At 64.5% G+C, this 14052-nt stretch carries 13 protein-coding genes and 1 pseudogene; 10 read left to right on the top strand and 4 right to left on the bottom strand.

The window, feature by feature from the left end:
• Positions 1–151 precede the first annotated feature (151 nt).
• The 3 genes and pseudogenes from AC1VTH_RS03125 to AC1VTH_RS03115 all read left to right on the top strand — a co-directional run.
• Positions 152–430 (top strand): annotated as a pseudogene (locus AC1VTH_RS03125) (autorepressor SdpR family transcription factor); the annotation flags it as partial.
• Complete coding sequence (locus AC1VTH_RS03120) at positions 423–1091, top strand: SdpI family protein (protein WP_481334641.1); 669 nt, start codon at positions 423–425, stop codon at positions 1089–1091. The pseudogene AC1VTH_RS03125 and the gene AC1VTH_RS03120, both read left to right, overlap by 8 nt.
• Positions 994–1770 carry an MFS transporter gene (locus AC1VTH_RS03115; protein ID WP_481334640.1) on the top strand — a complete coding sequence of 259 codons (777 nt, stop codon included), beginning with the start codon at positions 994–996 and terminating at the stop codon, positions 1768–1770. The genes AC1VTH_RS03120 and AC1VTH_RS03115 overlap by 98 nt, the downstream gene beginning before the upstream one ends.
• A gap of 240 nt (positions 1771–2010) precedes the next feature.
• Here the strand turns inward: AC1VTH_RS03115 and AC1VTH_RS03110 are convergent, their stop codons facing one another.
• A complete protein-coding gene (locus AC1VTH_RS03110; RefSeq protein WP_481334639.1) occupies positions 2011–3195 on the bottom strand; it encodes a DUF362 domain-containing protein in 1185 nt (394 codons plus the stop codon).
• 572 nt (positions 3196–3767) lie between these two features.
• Here AC1VTH_RS03110 and AC1VTH_RS03105 point away from each other — a divergent pair.
• The 4 genes from AC1VTH_RS03105 (at position 3768) to AC1VTH_RS03090 (ending at position 8594) form a co-directional block, all read left to right on the top strand.
• Positions 3768–5216: an APC family permease gene (locus AC1VTH_RS03105; RefSeq protein WP_481334638.1), complete on the top strand. Its 1449-nt coding sequence runs from the start codon at positions 3768–3770 to the stop codon at positions 5214–5216.
• A 227-nt stretch (positions 5217–5443) separates the two neighbouring features.
• Entirely contained in the window at positions 5444–6691 is a 1248-nt protein-coding gene (locus AC1VTH_RS03100; RefSeq protein WP_481334637.1) for a metal-dependent hydrolase family protein, read from the top strand.
• A gap of 187 nt (positions 6692–6878) precedes the next feature.
• Complete coding sequence (locus AC1VTH_RS03095) at positions 6879–7724, top strand: LysR family transcriptional regulator (RefSeq protein ID WP_481334636.1); 846 nt, start codon at positions 6879–6881, stop codon at positions 7722–7724.
• 150 nt (positions 7725–7874) lie between these two features.
• Entirely contained in the window at positions 7875–8594 is a 720-nt protein-coding gene (locus tag AC1VTH_RS03090) for a metallophosphoesterase family protein (protein ID WP_481334634.1), read from the top strand.
• A gap of 61 nt (positions 8595–8655) precedes the next feature.
• On the opposite strand, the gene AC1VTH_RS03085 is transcribed toward AC1VTH_RS03090, so the two are convergent.
• Positions 8656–9483, bottom strand: a complete 828-nt coding sequence (locus tag AC1VTH_RS03085; RefSeq protein ID WP_481334633.1) for a spermidine synthase — start codon at positions 9481–9483, stop codon at positions 8656–8658.
• Between the two features lie 264 nt (positions 9484–9747).
• Between AC1VTH_RS03085 and tatA the strand changes: the two genes are divergently transcribed.
• From tatA to lysS, 3 genes are all read left to right on the top strand, one after another.
• Positions 9748–10068 (top strand): twin-arginine translocase TatA/TatE family subunit, encoded by a 321-nt coding sequence (tatA, locus tag AC1VTH_RS03080; protein ID WP_293673300.1) that lies wholly within the window; start codon positions 9748–9750, stop codon positions 10066–10068.
• Between the two features lie 73 nt (positions 10069–10141).
• Positions 10142–10618, top strand: coding sequence for a transcription elongation factor GreA (gene greA / locus AC1VTH_RS03075; protein ID WP_293826226.1), 477 nt, complete (start codon positions 10142–10144; stop codon positions 10616–10618).
• A 188-nt stretch (positions 10619–10806) separates the two neighbouring features.
• A complete protein-coding gene (lysS, locus tag AC1VTH_RS03070) occupies positions 10807–12762 on the top strand; it encodes a lysine--tRNA ligase (protein WP_481334632.1) in 1956 nt (651 codons plus the stop codon).
• A gap of 92 nt (positions 12763–12854) precedes the next feature.
• Here the strand turns inward: lysS and AC1VTH_RS03065 are convergent, their stop codons facing one another.
• Positions 12855–13706, bottom strand: a complete 852-nt coding sequence (locus AC1VTH_RS03065; RefSeq protein WP_481334631.1) for an IS3 family transposase — start codon at positions 13704–13706, stop codon at positions 12855–12857.
• Positions 13707–13726: 20 nt separating this feature from the next.
• A partial coding sequence (locus AC1VTH_RS03060; RefSeq protein WP_481334630.1) for a helix-turn-helix domain-containing protein occupies positions 13727–14052 on the bottom strand: 326 nt, incomplete at its 5' end.

The raw sequence follows: 14052 nt of genomic DNA, 5'->3' as shown, positions 1-14052 counted from the left end.
TGGTGCCGCGCCTCTCGCCCTCATCCCGAGAATCTAAGGCTTGGTCTTGACAGGCTCCGCGTCATGATAGTACTATTCGATAGTTTGATAAACGCCTAACTAACTGGTTCTGTTCTAAGGAGGTGGCCGTGGCGGGAGAAGGTTCAAGGCGCTCGCGGACCCCACGCGCAGGCGTATCCTCGAGCTTTTGCGCGAGCGAGACATGACGGCGGGCGAGCTGGCCGAGCACTTTGACATGACCAAGCCCTCGATCAGCCACCATCTGGCAACGCTGCGCGCCGCGGGACTCGTGAGCGACGAGCGTCATGGGCAAAACATCGTCTACAGCCTCAACACCACGGTCATGCAGGACCTTATCGGTTGGTTCATGGGGTTTGCCGTGGCGGCCGAGTATGACAGCTCAAAGGGGGAGGAGCCCTCTCATGAATAACAATCGAGTGAGCCCGGTAAGCGTGCGCTGCTGGGTTGCCCTCATCGTCCTATGCGTTGCGAGCCTCGCGGCTCATCTGGCGCTGCTGCCGCAGCTGCCCGATGCGGTGCCCCTCCACTTTGGGGTGTCGGGCGAGGTGGACGGCTGGGGCGCCAAGTGGCAGGCGCTGCTGCTCGACGTTTTGCCGCTGGCGCTTCTCGCGCTGTTCTACCTTGTGCCGCGCATTGACCCCAAGGGTCACAACTACGAGCGCTCGGGCAAGGTGTACCAGCTGTTTGTGGTGCTGTTCACGCTGATGATGATGGCGATGACGTGGGCCCCCGAGCTCGTTGCCTTTGGCCTGGTCTCCGGAGACTCCTTTGGCCTCGTTGTTCCCCTCATGGTTGGCGTGCTGTTCGTGGTGCTGGGTAACTACCTGCCGCGCGTGAGGGACAACTACACCTTTGGCTTCAGGACCCCCTGGGCGCTCGATGACGAGAGCAACTGGCGCCGCACGCAGCGCTTTGGCGGCGTAGTGCTCATCGTGAGCGGGCTTGCCTTTGTGCTCGCGGCCCTCATGGGCGGTGGTGTGCTGTGGTTCGTGCTCGCCGTGGGGCTTACGATTGCGGGGGCAATCGGCGCCTACGTCTACTCGTACCTCCTCTGGAGGGCGAGCAAATAGCAAGGGCGCACGCCTGGCATGTGCCGAGCGTGCGCCTTTTGCCTTGGCTCTGTCGGTCTTTGCCGAGCGCGGGTTTGTGACGGGCGTCGTTGCCATCGTGTGCCTGCAGTTCGTGGTGCTGGGCCTGTCGTTTCTTATTCCCAACTATGCCCAGCTCGTGATGGGTGCCGGCGAAACCGAGGCCGGCTCGATCCTTCTGCCGGGCTGCGTGGTGGGCGCCTGCATGGTGCCGCGGTCTGGGCAGATCCTCGAACGCGTGGGGCCGCGCCGCCCCATCCTAATTGGCGCCACGTGCGCCCTGGTGGGCGTCGTGCTCTTTGCCGCGCTCTCTGCTCACCTCGAGACACTGCCCGCCACCTGCTGCTACGTCTGCTTTGCCTTTGGCCAGAGCCTTATGGTGGGCAACTCGCTCACCGAGTCGCTGTCCTTCCTGTCGGCGGCAACCAAGGCCGACGGCAACGCCGTGGTCAACACGCTGCAGCAGCTGAGCGGCGCCATTGGCACGAGCATGTCGTCTGTGATCGTGGCGGCCGCGCAGCTTGGCGCCGCAGACATGGCCGTGGCGACGATGGCGGGCACGCGCGAAGCTTACCTGGTGCTTGCTGTGGTGGCAATCGCGCCGCTCGCGGCCATGGCGTGGGTCACGAGGCCGTCTGGAGCAGGGGTCTCGGGAAAGTAATTGCGATATATTGAGGCTAAATAATAGGGGAACGCATAGACCTGTAAATGGGGCTTCGCTAACCAGCGTTTGTAGTTGCCACCAGAGTCTCTATCTGGCGTGGAGCTATCTAGCCTCAAGAAAACGAAAACACTACTGTTGCGCCTACTATGCAAGACGCAAAAGGGGGCCTCCCGCCATTGAATAGTCGGCGGGGGCCCTGCTGTTTGCAGCGATGTGGGGCTCAAAAGCCGGCCGCAGCTACTTGACCTCGATGAGCTCGTATTCGTGCGTGCCCAGGCCAATCTTCTCGGCGTGCTCGATGCAGCTCTTCCAGTCGGTGTCGGGGTGCGTCACGTAGAACTTGTCGTGAGCGTGGTCCTCGTCGAGCTCGCCTTCTGCCTCGAGCTTGTCGTGCATGTGGGTGTACTCGGTGTCGGGCAGCGCCGGCTGCGCCATGACGGCGTCGATGCAGGCCTGGTCAAGCGCTACCGGGTCAAAGCTTGCGAAGAAGCCGATGTCGCCCACGATGGGCTTGTCGTTCTCGTCGTGGCAGTCGCAGTTGGGGCTCACGTCGATGGCGAGGCTGATGTGGAAGCTCGGGCGACCGTCGACCACGGCCTTGGTGTACTCGGCGATCTTGTAGTTGAGCACCTCGACGGCCTGGTCGTAGTCCGGCGTGATGGCGTCCTGGTTGCACACGGCGATGCAGCGGCCGCAGCCCACGCACTTGTCGTGGTCGATCGTGGCCACGTGGACCTCGCGGGTCTTGCCGTTGGCAAACTCGTGCTCGCGCACATCGTCAAACGAGAAGCCGTCGTGCGCGCAGATCCTGGTGCACTGCTGGCAGCCGATGCACTTGCTGGCATTGACGCTGGGCTTGCCGGCCGCGTGCTGCTCCATCTTGCCCGCGCGCGAACCGCCGCCCATGCCGATGTTCTTCATGGCGCCGCCAAAGCCCGCCTGCTCGTGGCCCTTGAAGTGGGTGAGGCTGATCACGATGTCGGCGTCCATGAGGGCACGGCCGATCTTGGCGCTCTTGACGTACTCGCCGCCCTCAACGGGCACCTCGACCTCGTCGAGGCCCTTGAGGCCATCGGCGATGATGGTGTGGCAACCGGTCTGGAACGGGTTGAAGCCGTTGGCATAGGCGCTGTCGAGGTGGTCGAGCGCGTTCTTGCGGCCGCCCACGTAGAGCGTGTTGCAGTCGGTGATGAAGGGCTTGCCGCCCAGCTCGCGCACCACGTCGACGACGGCGCGGGCGTAGTTGGGGCGCAGGTAGCTGAGGTTACCCGGCTCGCCCAGGTGCATCTTGATGGCCACAAACTTGTTCTCGAAGTCGATCTGGCCAATGCCGGCCTTCTTGATGAGGCGCTTGAGCTTGCAGGGCAGACCGTCGCCCATGTGGGTGTGCAGGTTGCAGAAGTAGACCTTTGAGGGTCCCATGCGCTTCCTCTCCGTAAGTGCGGCGCGATTCCCCGCGCGCCAATCAACTGTCATGAATTATCGGCCGAGAAGAGTGACAATACAAGCGACGAAGTGTCACTTATTTGTAAACGGTTGGGACGAGCTCCCATAGGTCAATGTCCCAGCGTGGCACGGCGTGCGGTGGTTCGGCGTGGGGCCGCGTCGTGTTCGTGCGCTGCCCCCCGCTGTTCAAGAGTGCGTGCCAAACGCAGGCAGTTATGGCCCTAGCTGCCCCGTAATTAACTGCGTTGAGCACGCGCTTTGGCTGCCGGCGTGACTGCGCCTGCAGACCCCTGTCGTGTCCCCGCGCGCTTCTCGGATTATGCAAAGTTAGGCGCTGTTCCATCGACAGCCTCGATGTTTGCCGCCGCAAACTGCGCCCGCTCTCGGATGCCGCAAGACCGCTCGCGCCGCCACGGCCGCCACTCGCGCCGCCACGGCCGCCGCTCGCGCCGCGCCGACGCCGTCCAAAGCCAACAATCCTTGGTGAAGAACGGATTGACCCCTTGGGGGCGAGAAGGACGAAAGATCGAGCGAAGGAGGAGGACCACATGGCTCAGAAGGAGGCGTCGAGCGGTGGGATGAAGAAGGAGCTGACGCTGTTCAACTTCTTCACCATTGGCTTTGGCGCAATCATTGGCACCGGATGGGTGCTGCTCGTGGGCGACTGGATGGTGCTGGGCGGCGGCCCCGTGCCGGCCATGATTGCGTTTGCCCTGGGAGCGCTGCTGCTCGTGCCCATTGGCATGTGCTTTGGCGAGCTCACGGCTGCCATTCCCATCTCGGGCGGCATCATCGAGTACGTCGACCGCACCTTTGGTCGCAAGATGGGCTTCTTCACCGGCTGGATGCTGCTTCTGGGCAACGCCCCGCTGTGTCCGTGGGAGGCCATTGCCATATCGACGCTGCTCACGGACCGCTTTGCGGAGTTCCCCGCGCTCGCGTGGCTGCGCAGCGTCAAGCTCTACACGATCCTGGGCGCAGACGTCTACCTCTGGCCCACGGTCATCGCCCTGGGCTTCGCGGCCCTCGTGATCTTCCTCAACCTGCGCGGCGCCGGTGCGGCCGCCAAGCTCTCGAGCTTCCTCACCAAGGCCCTGCTCGCGGGCATGGTGCTTGCCATGGTCATCAGCTTCATGACCGGCTCGCCCGACAACGCCATGCCCCTGTTCTCGCAGGTCACGGATGCCGCGGGCGGCAGCGCCACCGAGGCCACGAGCCTTCTGGGCGGCATCGTTGCGGTGCTCGTCATGACGCCGTTCTTCTACGCGGGCTTCGACACCATTCCCCAGCAGGCCGAGGAGGCCTCCGAGGGCATCAACTGGAAGAAGTTTGGTCTCATTCCGGCCATTGCCCTTCTGGCCTCGGGCGTATTCTACCTCGTGTGCATCTACAGCTTTGGCACCATCGTCGACTGGCACGAGTTCGTGCGCAGCTCCGTGCCGGCGCTGGCGGTGCTCGAGCGCATCAACATCTTCTTCTACGTTGCGATGCTCGTCATCGCCACGCTGGGCCCGCTTGGCCCCATGAACTCGTTCTTTGGCGCGTCGAGTCGCCTCATGCTCGCCATGGGACGCAAGGGCATGCTGCCTGAGGACTTTGCTCGGATCGACGAGAAGTCCGGCGTTCCCAAGAAGGCCGTCGTGGTCATGAGCGTGCTCACCCTCGTGGGCCCGTTCCTGGGCCGCAACATGCTCGTGCCGCTCACCAACGTGGCGTCGCTCGGCTTCATCTTTGCCTGCACCATGGCTGGTTTCGCCTGCTGGAAGCTGCGCCGCACCGAGCCCGACCTGCCGCGTCCCTACAAGGTGAACGGCGGCAAGGCCGGCATCGCCGCCGCCATCGTCGCAGGCCTCGCCATCATCGTCCTCATGGTGGTGCCCTTCTCGCCGGCGGCCCTGTCGCCCATCGAGTGGGCCATCACGATTGTCTGGATTGTCGTGGGGTTTGGCATCCTGGCGCTGTTTGGGGGTGGGCGCAAGGCGACGAGCAAGGGGTAACGCGCCCGGCCCCGCGGGTGGCAGACGGCCAATGCTCGTCCCTGCGGGTGGCAGGCGGCCAATGACCGCTCCAGCGGGTGCCAGCGAACAGCCGCGCTCGGCCCCGTGGACGACCGAAAGCGGCCAATAACCCGCAGCTAGAAGCACGTTCAAATAAGCAAGATCGCGCGGCCAAGAATCGCGCGAGAAGTGTGTGCAGCTTGGTTTTGAATCGAAAGGATCAGATCATGGGCAAGTACGCATTCGCAGGTGGCAGGCTCGTCGACGGCACCGGTGCCGCACCGGTTGACGACTCCCTCGTTCTCGTTGACGACAAGAAGATTACCTACGCCGGTCCTCGCACCGAGATCCCGGCGGGCTACGAGGTCATGGACTGCGCGGGCAAGACCGTGATGCCCGGCCTCATCGACACCCACCTGCACTTCTCGGGCAACCTCACCGACGATGACAACGACTGGGTCATCGAGACGCCCGCCCAGAAGCAGGCCTGCGCCGTCAAGCAGTCCTACGACGCCCTGACCCACGGCCTCACCACCGTCTGCGAGATTGGCCGCAACGGCATCGCCATCCGCGACCTGGTGAACATGGGCGTCATGAAGGGCCCGCGAATCTACGCCACTGGCCTGGGCTTCTGCCGCACCGCCGGTCACGGTGACTCGCACAAGCTGCCGCTGCAGGTCTCCAAGGACAGCCATCCCTGGGGCGACCAGGTAGACGGCCCGTGGGAGCTGCGCCACGCCGTGCGCCTGCGCCTGCGCGAGAACCCCGACGCCATCAAGATCTGGGCCACGGGCGGCGGCATCTGGCGCTGGGACTCCGGCCGCCGTCAGCTCATGAGCACCGAGGAGATCCAGGCCGTTGCCGACGAGTGCAAGCTCACGGGCATTCCGCTGTGGAGCCACTCGTACAACTCGGTGAGCGCCGCCTACGACTCCGTGCGCTTTGGCGCCGAGCAGCTCATCCACGGCTTTGAGCTCGACGACAAGACCATGAACCTCATGGCCGAGCAGGGCACCTTCTTTACGCCCACCATTGGTTTCCTGCCCACCTGGTACGCCACCTACCCGCCCGAGGAGTCCGAGGCCAACGCCAAGTTCCCCGGCGACACGGTGATCGAGCGCGAGCTGCAGCGCACCTATGCCAACCTGCGTCGCGCCAACGAGCTGGGCGTCACGCTCACCATTGGCTCCGACTCCTTCTCGTTCGTGACGCCGTACGGCTACGTGACAATCGACGAGATGTACGACTTCGTCGACAAGGCGGGCATCTCCGTGCTCGAGACGATCAAGGCCGCCACGCTCAACGGCGCCAAGATGGTCCACCACGAGGACGAGTTTGGCTCGCTCGAGGCCGGCAAGCTCGCCGACCTGCTGGTTGTCACCGGCGACGTGGCCCGCAACATCCACGACCTGACGCCCGACAACATGGACGTGATCACGAAGGAGGGCGAGAAGGTCATCAAGGGCGCCCTGTAGCGTTTGCCCCCTCGGGGCCGCGGCTCCCCCCCCTGGGCCGTGGCCCCACCGCATGGGCGGTCAGCTCGTCTGGTGCCGCCCGCATAGCCTGGCTCCCCGTCTGCAGATGCGTCTGCGGTGGGGAGTCTTTCTATGGGTAGATTGTGGGAACGCGCCGCGCTGGGTGCGGCGCCAGGGGAGGGGGAGCATGGGTGCAAGTGTGAGCAAGATCCGGGCGTTTGCCGAGGCGGCGCGGCTGGGTAGCATCTCACGTGCCGCCGAGGAGCTGGGCGTGGCGCAGTCGACGCTCAGCCGCTCGGTCGCGAGCCTCGAGCAGGAGTGGGGCGTGCGCCTGTTCGACCGCCACGGGCCCGCGCTTGCGCTCTCGGTCGATGGCGCGCGGCTGCTGGACGAGGCCCGTGCCGCGTGCGATGCCTACGACGCGCTGGACCGCCGCGTGATGGGCCTGCGCTCGCTGACCGATGGCTGCGTGAGCATGGCGGCGCCCTCGAGCGTGGTGGCGATGAGATTGCCTGGCCCCCTGGGGCGCTTCTCGGCGGAGCACCCCGGCGTTGAGGTGAGTATCAACGAGTGCACCTATGGCGAGGCCGAGCGCCTGCTGCTCAATGGTGCCGTTGAGCTGGCGTTTATTCCCAACAAGCTCGAGGACCAGGGCTTCATCTCGAGCGTGTACGACAAGGACGAGATCGTGGTGGTGACGCCGCGCGGCCACTTTGCGCCCGAGCCGGCAGACATTGCCGTGGAGCAGCTGCTGGGCGAGCGTTTCATCGCAGACACCGAGACGGCGCCGCTGCTGCAGCGCGAGCTCAAGGGTCCGTGTATCCACTGCGAGACGAGCAACATTACCGCCATCCTCGCCATGGTCGAGGCGAGGCTGGGCGTGTCGCTGCTGCCGAGCCTGGCGCTGGAGCGCACGGGCTTTGAGCTCGACGTTCGCCACCTGAGGAAGCCCACGCACCGCGTGCTGTACCTTGTGCGCCGCCGCGAGGTAGACCTAAGCTTGGCCGCCCGGGCGTTTCTCGCATACCTGTAGGCGAGGGCGTGCGGCAGCTCTGCGACATTTGTTACTCCGCCCAAGGGTGCGTGCCAAACGCAGGTAGTTATTGTCTCCAAGTGGTGATAATTAACTGCGCAAGGCACGCAGTTTTGCTGCGTGGCGCGCAATCGCAACAGGGGAGGCAGCATGACCGTCTTTGTAACGGGAGACATTCACTCTGGGGCCGAGATGGCGAGGCTCTCGGATTGGGACGCAACGCACGCCGCCGGCCCTGGCGACTACCTCATCGTTGCGGGCGACTTTGGCTATCCCTGGAGCTTCTCAATGGACGAGGTTGAGGACATCAACTGGCTGTCGAGCCGCCCCTACACGGTGCTGTTCGTCGATGGCAACCACGAGCGCTATGACCACTGGGAAGACCGTCCATGCGAGAAGTGGCACGGTGGCATGACCCAGCGCCTCTCGCCGGGCTCGCCCATTTGCCGCCTCTGCCGCGGCGAGGTCTTCGACTTTGATAGCACGACCATCTTTACCCTTGGCGGTGCCACGAGCATCGACAAGGAATGGCGCATTCCCGGCGCGGACTGGTGGCCACAGGAGCTGCCCAGCCACGCTGAGCTCGACCATGCCCTCGAGACGCTCGATACCAATAACTGGCAGGTAGACTACGTGATTACCCACACCTGCTCAACATCGATGCTGTCTGCGACGCTGTGGCCCAAAGGTGGCTGGGAGAATCCCGACCGCGACTACCTTACCGACTTTCTCGACGAGCTCGACCAGAGGCTCGCGTTCAAGCGCTGGTACTACGGCCACTTCCACGTTGACAAGAACGTGGACGAGAAGCACACCGTGCTCTTCCAGGAGTTCGTTGAGCTCGGCGGCCAGGCAACCTTTACGCAGTAGCGGCGGCGTGCGGGCTGCGGGCCGCCGCCATGCGCGGCGCACGGTGCGGGCCCGCCGCATTCTAACGCTCGAACCCCGCCAGGGGGGCACAGCCGGCCTCAACCAGGTCGATGTCGCACGCAACCAGGGTGTTGTTGCCCGCCTGCGTGGGCTCGCCGGGGAACTCGGGCACAAGCCACACATGGCCAAACTCGCGGCCAAACGCCTCGACCGTCTCGTACATGCTCGCGCTCTTGCGACCCTCCAGGGGAAACCTGAGCGTGGCCAGGTACACCCCGCCCTCGCTCAGGTGATCGTGGATGACCCTCGCGCCCCCGTCGCACGCAAGCGGCCCCAGCGGCTTGCTACCGCTAAAGGCCTCGTTCACCACCAGGTCAAGGGGCTCGCTGGCGCGCCTCAGCCACGCCCAGCCGTCGTCACATGCAAGCTCGAACCTGCCCGTTCCCGCGTACTCGCGCTCGAGCCTCTCCAGGCCAAAGCTCTCGCGCGCGATCTCGATGATCCTCTCGTCAATCTCGACCGCGCTCACCGCCACGGGCGCCAGGTGCGTCACGAGCCACTTGGGCAGCGAGAACCCACCTCCGCCAATAACGGCCACGCGTCGAAGGCGGGGCAGCTCGCTGATGATACGTGCCTGCTCGCGCTGGTACTCGCATGCAAGCTCGCTCCACAGCTCGTCGGTGGCATAGGCCACGCTCTGGAACGCACCATTGACGTTGAGCATGCGCACGGGCGTGCCGTCCTCGTCTGCGGTGTCGAACAGCAGCGCCAGGCCAAACTTGGTGCGCCGCATGGTGACGCCCCTCCACGCCAGGATGCGCATGCACAGCAGGTGGATGAGCAGCCCTGCCACGGTGAGCAGCACAAATATGATGATTGCGGTGGTCATGGGGCTCCTGGTTCAAAGCCAGCGGCGGCGGGCGGCCTCGCGTGGGCCCGCCCAAATGCTTACAGGGTGTCGTGGTTAGAGGCGTTCCCGCGCGGGTACACGCCTAACCAACGTGGAGAATGCGGCAACATGCGTGATAAGAAAACTTCGCGCACGTAAACGGCACTCGGGCTAGTATACTTTCTAAGTTGCCGTGGCCGATGCAAACCGGCCTTAGCTAACGAACGAATACACGACCGAGTGTCTGTTCGGAGAGGAAATAACATGATTCTAGGTCTGGGTGCTCCTGAGCTCATCATCATTCTGATTGTCGTCCTGGTCATCTTTGGCCCCAAGAACCTCCCGAAGCTTGGCAAGTCCCTTGGCAAGACCGTCAAGGGCATCCGCGAGGGCATGGACGAGACGGCCGACGCCGCCAAGTCCGAGTCCAAGCCTGCCGAGGATGTCGTTGTCGAGCACGCCGACTCCGAGGACGCCGATGCTGACGCCACGCCCGCCGGCGACGTCAAGTTCTGCGGCAACTGCGGTGCCGAGAACCCGACCGACAACAAGTTCTGCAAGTCCTGCGGAGCAAAGCTCGACTAACTCACTTTCTTAGGCACACCCTCCGTGGGTGTGCTTTCGTCTGTACGTACCACCCCACGTAAGAAAGCGGACCATGGCTGACAACGAGATCATCCTTACCCCCGAAGGCCGCCAGAAGCTCGTCGACGAGCTCGCCTGGCGCGAGGGAGAGCACGACGCCGAGATCATCGAGCGCATCAAGGTCGCCCGTGACTTCGGCGACCTGTCCGAGAACTCCGAGTACGACGACGCCAAGGAGGAGCAGTCCAAGAACGCCTCCCGCATCGCCGAGATTCGCAAGATTCTCTCTACCGCCAAGGTGTCCGAGAACGCCGGCCATGTCATGGCCGTCTCGATTGGCTGCACCGTCGAGATCCAGGAGCAGGGCAAGGACAAGAAGACTGCGTTCACCATCGTGGGCACGACCGAGACCAACTCCCTCGAGCACAAGATTTCGAACGAGAGCCCCGTTGGCTCCGCCCTCATGGGCCACGCCAAGGGCGATGTCATCGAGGTTACGAGTCCCTCTGGCGCCACGCGCAACTACATCATCACCAAAATCTCGCGCTAGGGCGAGATTGGTTCGCTCGCGGGCATAGCCCCGCGATCATGTCCGCATCACGCCCCTTCCGTGCCCGTCGCGGGAGGGGCGTTTTCACGTCTGTACAGAGTTTTGGCCGCGCGTGGGTGCATCCGCGCCAGGCCACATGACTGGCCGCGCGCGGGGACGCCCGCCAGCTGCCGCAAGAAGGAGACCGCATGTCCGAGCAGACCAGCACCGAGTCCACGCTCAACGACGAGCGCGCGACCCGCCTCGCTCGCCGCCAGGCCGTCATCGACGCCGGTGGAAACCCCTATCCCGAGCACTGCGACGTGACCGACCACGTGGCAGACCTCGCCGAGCGCTACGCCAACCTTACCGAGGACGACGTCGACGGCGAAGCCCACTGCATCGCCGGCCGCATCCGCGCCAAGCGCGGTCAGGGCAAGGTGGCTTTCCTCGAGCTGCAGGACGCCACGGACCGCATCCAGCTCTTCTGCCGCATCGATGCGTTGGGCGAGGAGGGCATGGCCGCCGTGCGCAAGTTCGACCTGGGCGACATCATCGAGGCCACCGGCCCCATGATGCGCACCAAGCGCGGCGCCCTGTCGTTGGCTCCCACCTCGGTCAAGCTCCTCTCCAAGGCCGTGCGCCCGCTGCCCGACAAGTTCCACGGCCTCTCCGACAAGGAGCTGCGCTACCGCCAGCGCTACGTTGACCTCATCATGAACGACGACGTGCGCGAGACCTTCTGCAAGCGCTCGGCCATCGTCTCCGCCTTCCGCCGCTACATGGAGCAGGACCAGTACATGGAGGTCGAGACCCCCATACTGCAGACCATCCAGGGTGGCGCCACGGCCAAGCCGTTCATCACGCACTTCAACGCGCTCAACCAGGAGTGCTTCCTGCGCATCGCCACCGAGCTGCCGCTGAAGCGTCTGCTCGTGGGCGGCTTTGAGCGCGTGTACGAGATTGGCCGCATCTTCCGCAACGAGGGCATGGACAAGACCCACAACCCCGAGTTCACCACAATGGAGGCCTACCGCGCCTACAGCGACCTCGACGGCATGAAGGAGCTCGCCGAGGGCGTCATTAAGGCCGCCAACGCCGCCATTGGCAACCCCGAGCAGATCGACTACCAGGGCACCACGATTGACCTCTCGGGCACCTGGCCCTCCATCCCCATGACCAAGGTTGTCTCCAACGCCGTTGGCGAGGAGGTCGACCTCGACACGCCCGTCGAGCACCTGGTGGAGCTCTGTCACGCAAACAAGATCGAGACCAAGCCCGAGTGGGGCGCCGGCAAGCTCATCGCCGAGCTCTACGATGAGCTGGGCGAGCCCTCCATCGTGAACCCCACCTTTGTCGTTGACTACCCGGTCGAGGTGTCGCCGCTGGCCAAGCGCTACGAGGACGAGCCGCGCCTGACGCACCGCTTTGAGCTAGTCATTGCCGGCCACGAGTACGCCAACGCTTTCTCCGAGCTCAACGACCCGGTTGACCAGGCCGAGCGCTTCCACGCCGAGATTGCCGAGCGCGACTCGGGCGACGACGAGGCCATGCAGTTTGACGCTGACTACGTGCGCGCCCTCGAGTACGGCATGCCTCCCGCGGGCGGCATTGGCATTGGCATCGACCGCGTGGTCATGCTGCTCACCAACCAGCCCATGATTCGTGACGTGCTGCTCTTCCCGCACATGAAGCCCGAGGCCGGCGCCAAGAACGGTGCCGCCGAGGCCAAGGCTGCCGAGGAGGCCGCTGCCGCCGCCGAGGCTGACGAGGCCGCGCCCGAGCCCATCGACTTCTCCAACGTGACCATCGAGCCGCTGTTCGAGGACTACGTGGACTTCGACACGTTTAGCAAGTCCGATTTCCGTGCCGTGAAGGTCAAGGCCTGCGAGGCAGTCAAGAAGAGCAAGAAGCTGCTGCAGTTCACGCTTGACGACGGCACGGGCACCGACCGTACGATCCTCTCAGGCATCCACAAGTTCTACGAGCCCGAGGAGCTCATGGGCAAGACGCTCATTGCCATCACCAACCTGCCGCCGCGCGCCATGATGGGCATCGACTCGTGCGGTATGCTCCTCTCGGCCATCCACGAGGTCGAGGGCGAGGAGTGCCTGAACCTGCTCATGGTCGACGACCGCATTCCGGCTGGCGCCAAGCTGTACTAGGGTCAGGCCTTCCAGCTTTACAGATTGGGACTCCACGCCCGCCGAAGCCAGGATTGAACTGCACCCCAAAACTTGGACGGCATAAATAAGAACTACGCCGCAAGGGACTGTCTCCGGAACTCCTCCGGGGTCAGTCCCTTCAGTTTAACCTGGCGCCTCCTCGTGTTCCAATGGACCACGAAGTCGTCGAGGTCCGCCTTGAAGGACTCGAAGTCCGGCCACGTCCTTCCGCGGAAGAACTCGTCCTTGATGTGGCCGAACACCTGCTCCGTCGCGCCGTTGTCGATGCAGTTGCCCTTCCGGGACATGCTCTGCACCACGCCGGCCTCCTCCAACCGCCTGCACCAACCGGCCTGCTGGTACTGCCAGCCCATGTCCGAGTGCAGGATCGGCCTGGAGCCCTTGGGCTTCCTGGACACGAGCTGGTCGAGCAGCTCGTGCTGCTGAGCCATGTTGGGGTGCAGCGACGTGGACCAGGCGACGATCTCCTTGCTGCCGAAGTCGTAGACCGGCGCGAAGTAGGCCTTGCCCCAGGGCTGCTTGAACTCGGTGACGTCGGTGCCCATCTTCTCCCACGGCCCGTCGGCGGCGAAGTCGCGCCCGATGACGTTCTCGAAGGTCTTTCCGACCTTGCCCCTGTACGAGTTGTACCTGTGGTAGTCGGTCTCGCGGCGGATCCCGCAGCTGATGCCCATCTCGCGCATCATCTTCAGCACGGTCTTGTAGGCTATGCGCACGCCCCGCTCGGCGCGCAGGCACATGGCGATCTGCCTGTGGCCGCACCCGTTGGCGGTGCGCGAGAATATCTCGGCGGCGGCCTCCCAGAGCTCGGGCCTGGTGGGAGCCTTCGGGTGCGACAGCGCGTAGTAGTAGCTGGACCGGGCCATGCCGGCGCACTCCAGCAGGCGCCCCAGCCCGTGCCCCTCTTCGCGCAGGACCCTCACGGCCTCGACCTTCGCCCTGGTCAGAGCCCGTCCCTCTCGACCAGGGCACGCAATTTTTTTAGGTAGGCCACCTCGGTCTCGAGCCTTCGGCAGCGCTCCTCGAGCTCCTGCTCGCGGGTGCGCGGCCTCGCCTTGGAACCGCTCGGCCGGCCCTTGGGCCTCGGGCGCAGGGCCTCCGCGCCGCCCCGGCGGTATAGCGCGCACCACTTCTTGAGCGGCGACATCGACATTATGCCGAACGCCGCCATCGCCTCGGTCTTCGTCATGCCGCCGTCGACGACGGCGGAGGCGGCGGCGACCTTCTGCTCGTATGTGTACCTGGCCTGCTTGCCGTCCATGGATAGCA

This window comes from Parolsenella sp. (genome assembly GCF_982402205.1).
This window is presented reverse-complemented; position numbering and strand designations above follow the sequence as displayed.

Coding starts and splice junctions, on each gene's coding strand:
- greA (WP_293826226.1), top strand. CDS start 10,142: ATGGCTGACAACGAGATCATCCTTACCCCCGAAGGCCGCCAGAAGCTC.
- lysS (WP_481334632.1), top strand. CDS start 10,807: ATGTCCGAGCAGACCAGCACCGAGTCCACGCTCAACGACGAGCGCGCG.
- tatA (WP_293673300.1), top strand. CDS start 9,748: ATGATTCTAGGTCTGGGTGCTCCTGAGCTCATCATCATTCTGATTGTC.
- AC1VTH_RS03085 (WP_481334633.1), bottom strand. CDS start 9,483: ATGACCACCGCAATCATCATATTTGTGCTGCTCACCGTGGCAGGGCTG.
- AC1VTH_RS03105 (WP_481334638.1), top strand. CDS start 3,768: ATGGCTCAGAAGGAGGCGTCGAGCGGTGGGATGAAGAAGGAGCTGACG.
- AC1VTH_RS03100 (WP_481334637.1), top strand. CDS start 5,444: ATGGGCAAGTACGCATTCGCAGGTGGCAGGCTCGTCGACGGCACCGGT.
- AC1VTH_RS03110 (WP_481334639.1), bottom strand. CDS start 3,195: ATGGGACCCTCAAAGGTCTACTTCTGCAACCTGCACACCCACATGGGC.
- AC1VTH_RS03090 (WP_481334634.1), top strand. CDS start 7,875: ATGACCGTCTTTGTAACGGGAGACATTCACTCTGGGGCCGAGATGGCG.
- AC1VTH_RS03120 (WP_481334641.1), top strand. CDS start 423: ATGAATAACAATCGAGTGAGCCCGGTAAGCGTGCGCTGCTGGGTTGCC.
- AC1VTH_RS03095 (WP_481334636.1), top strand. CDS start 6,879: ATGGGTGCAAGTGTGAGCAAGATCCGGGCGTTTGCCGAGGCGGCGCGG.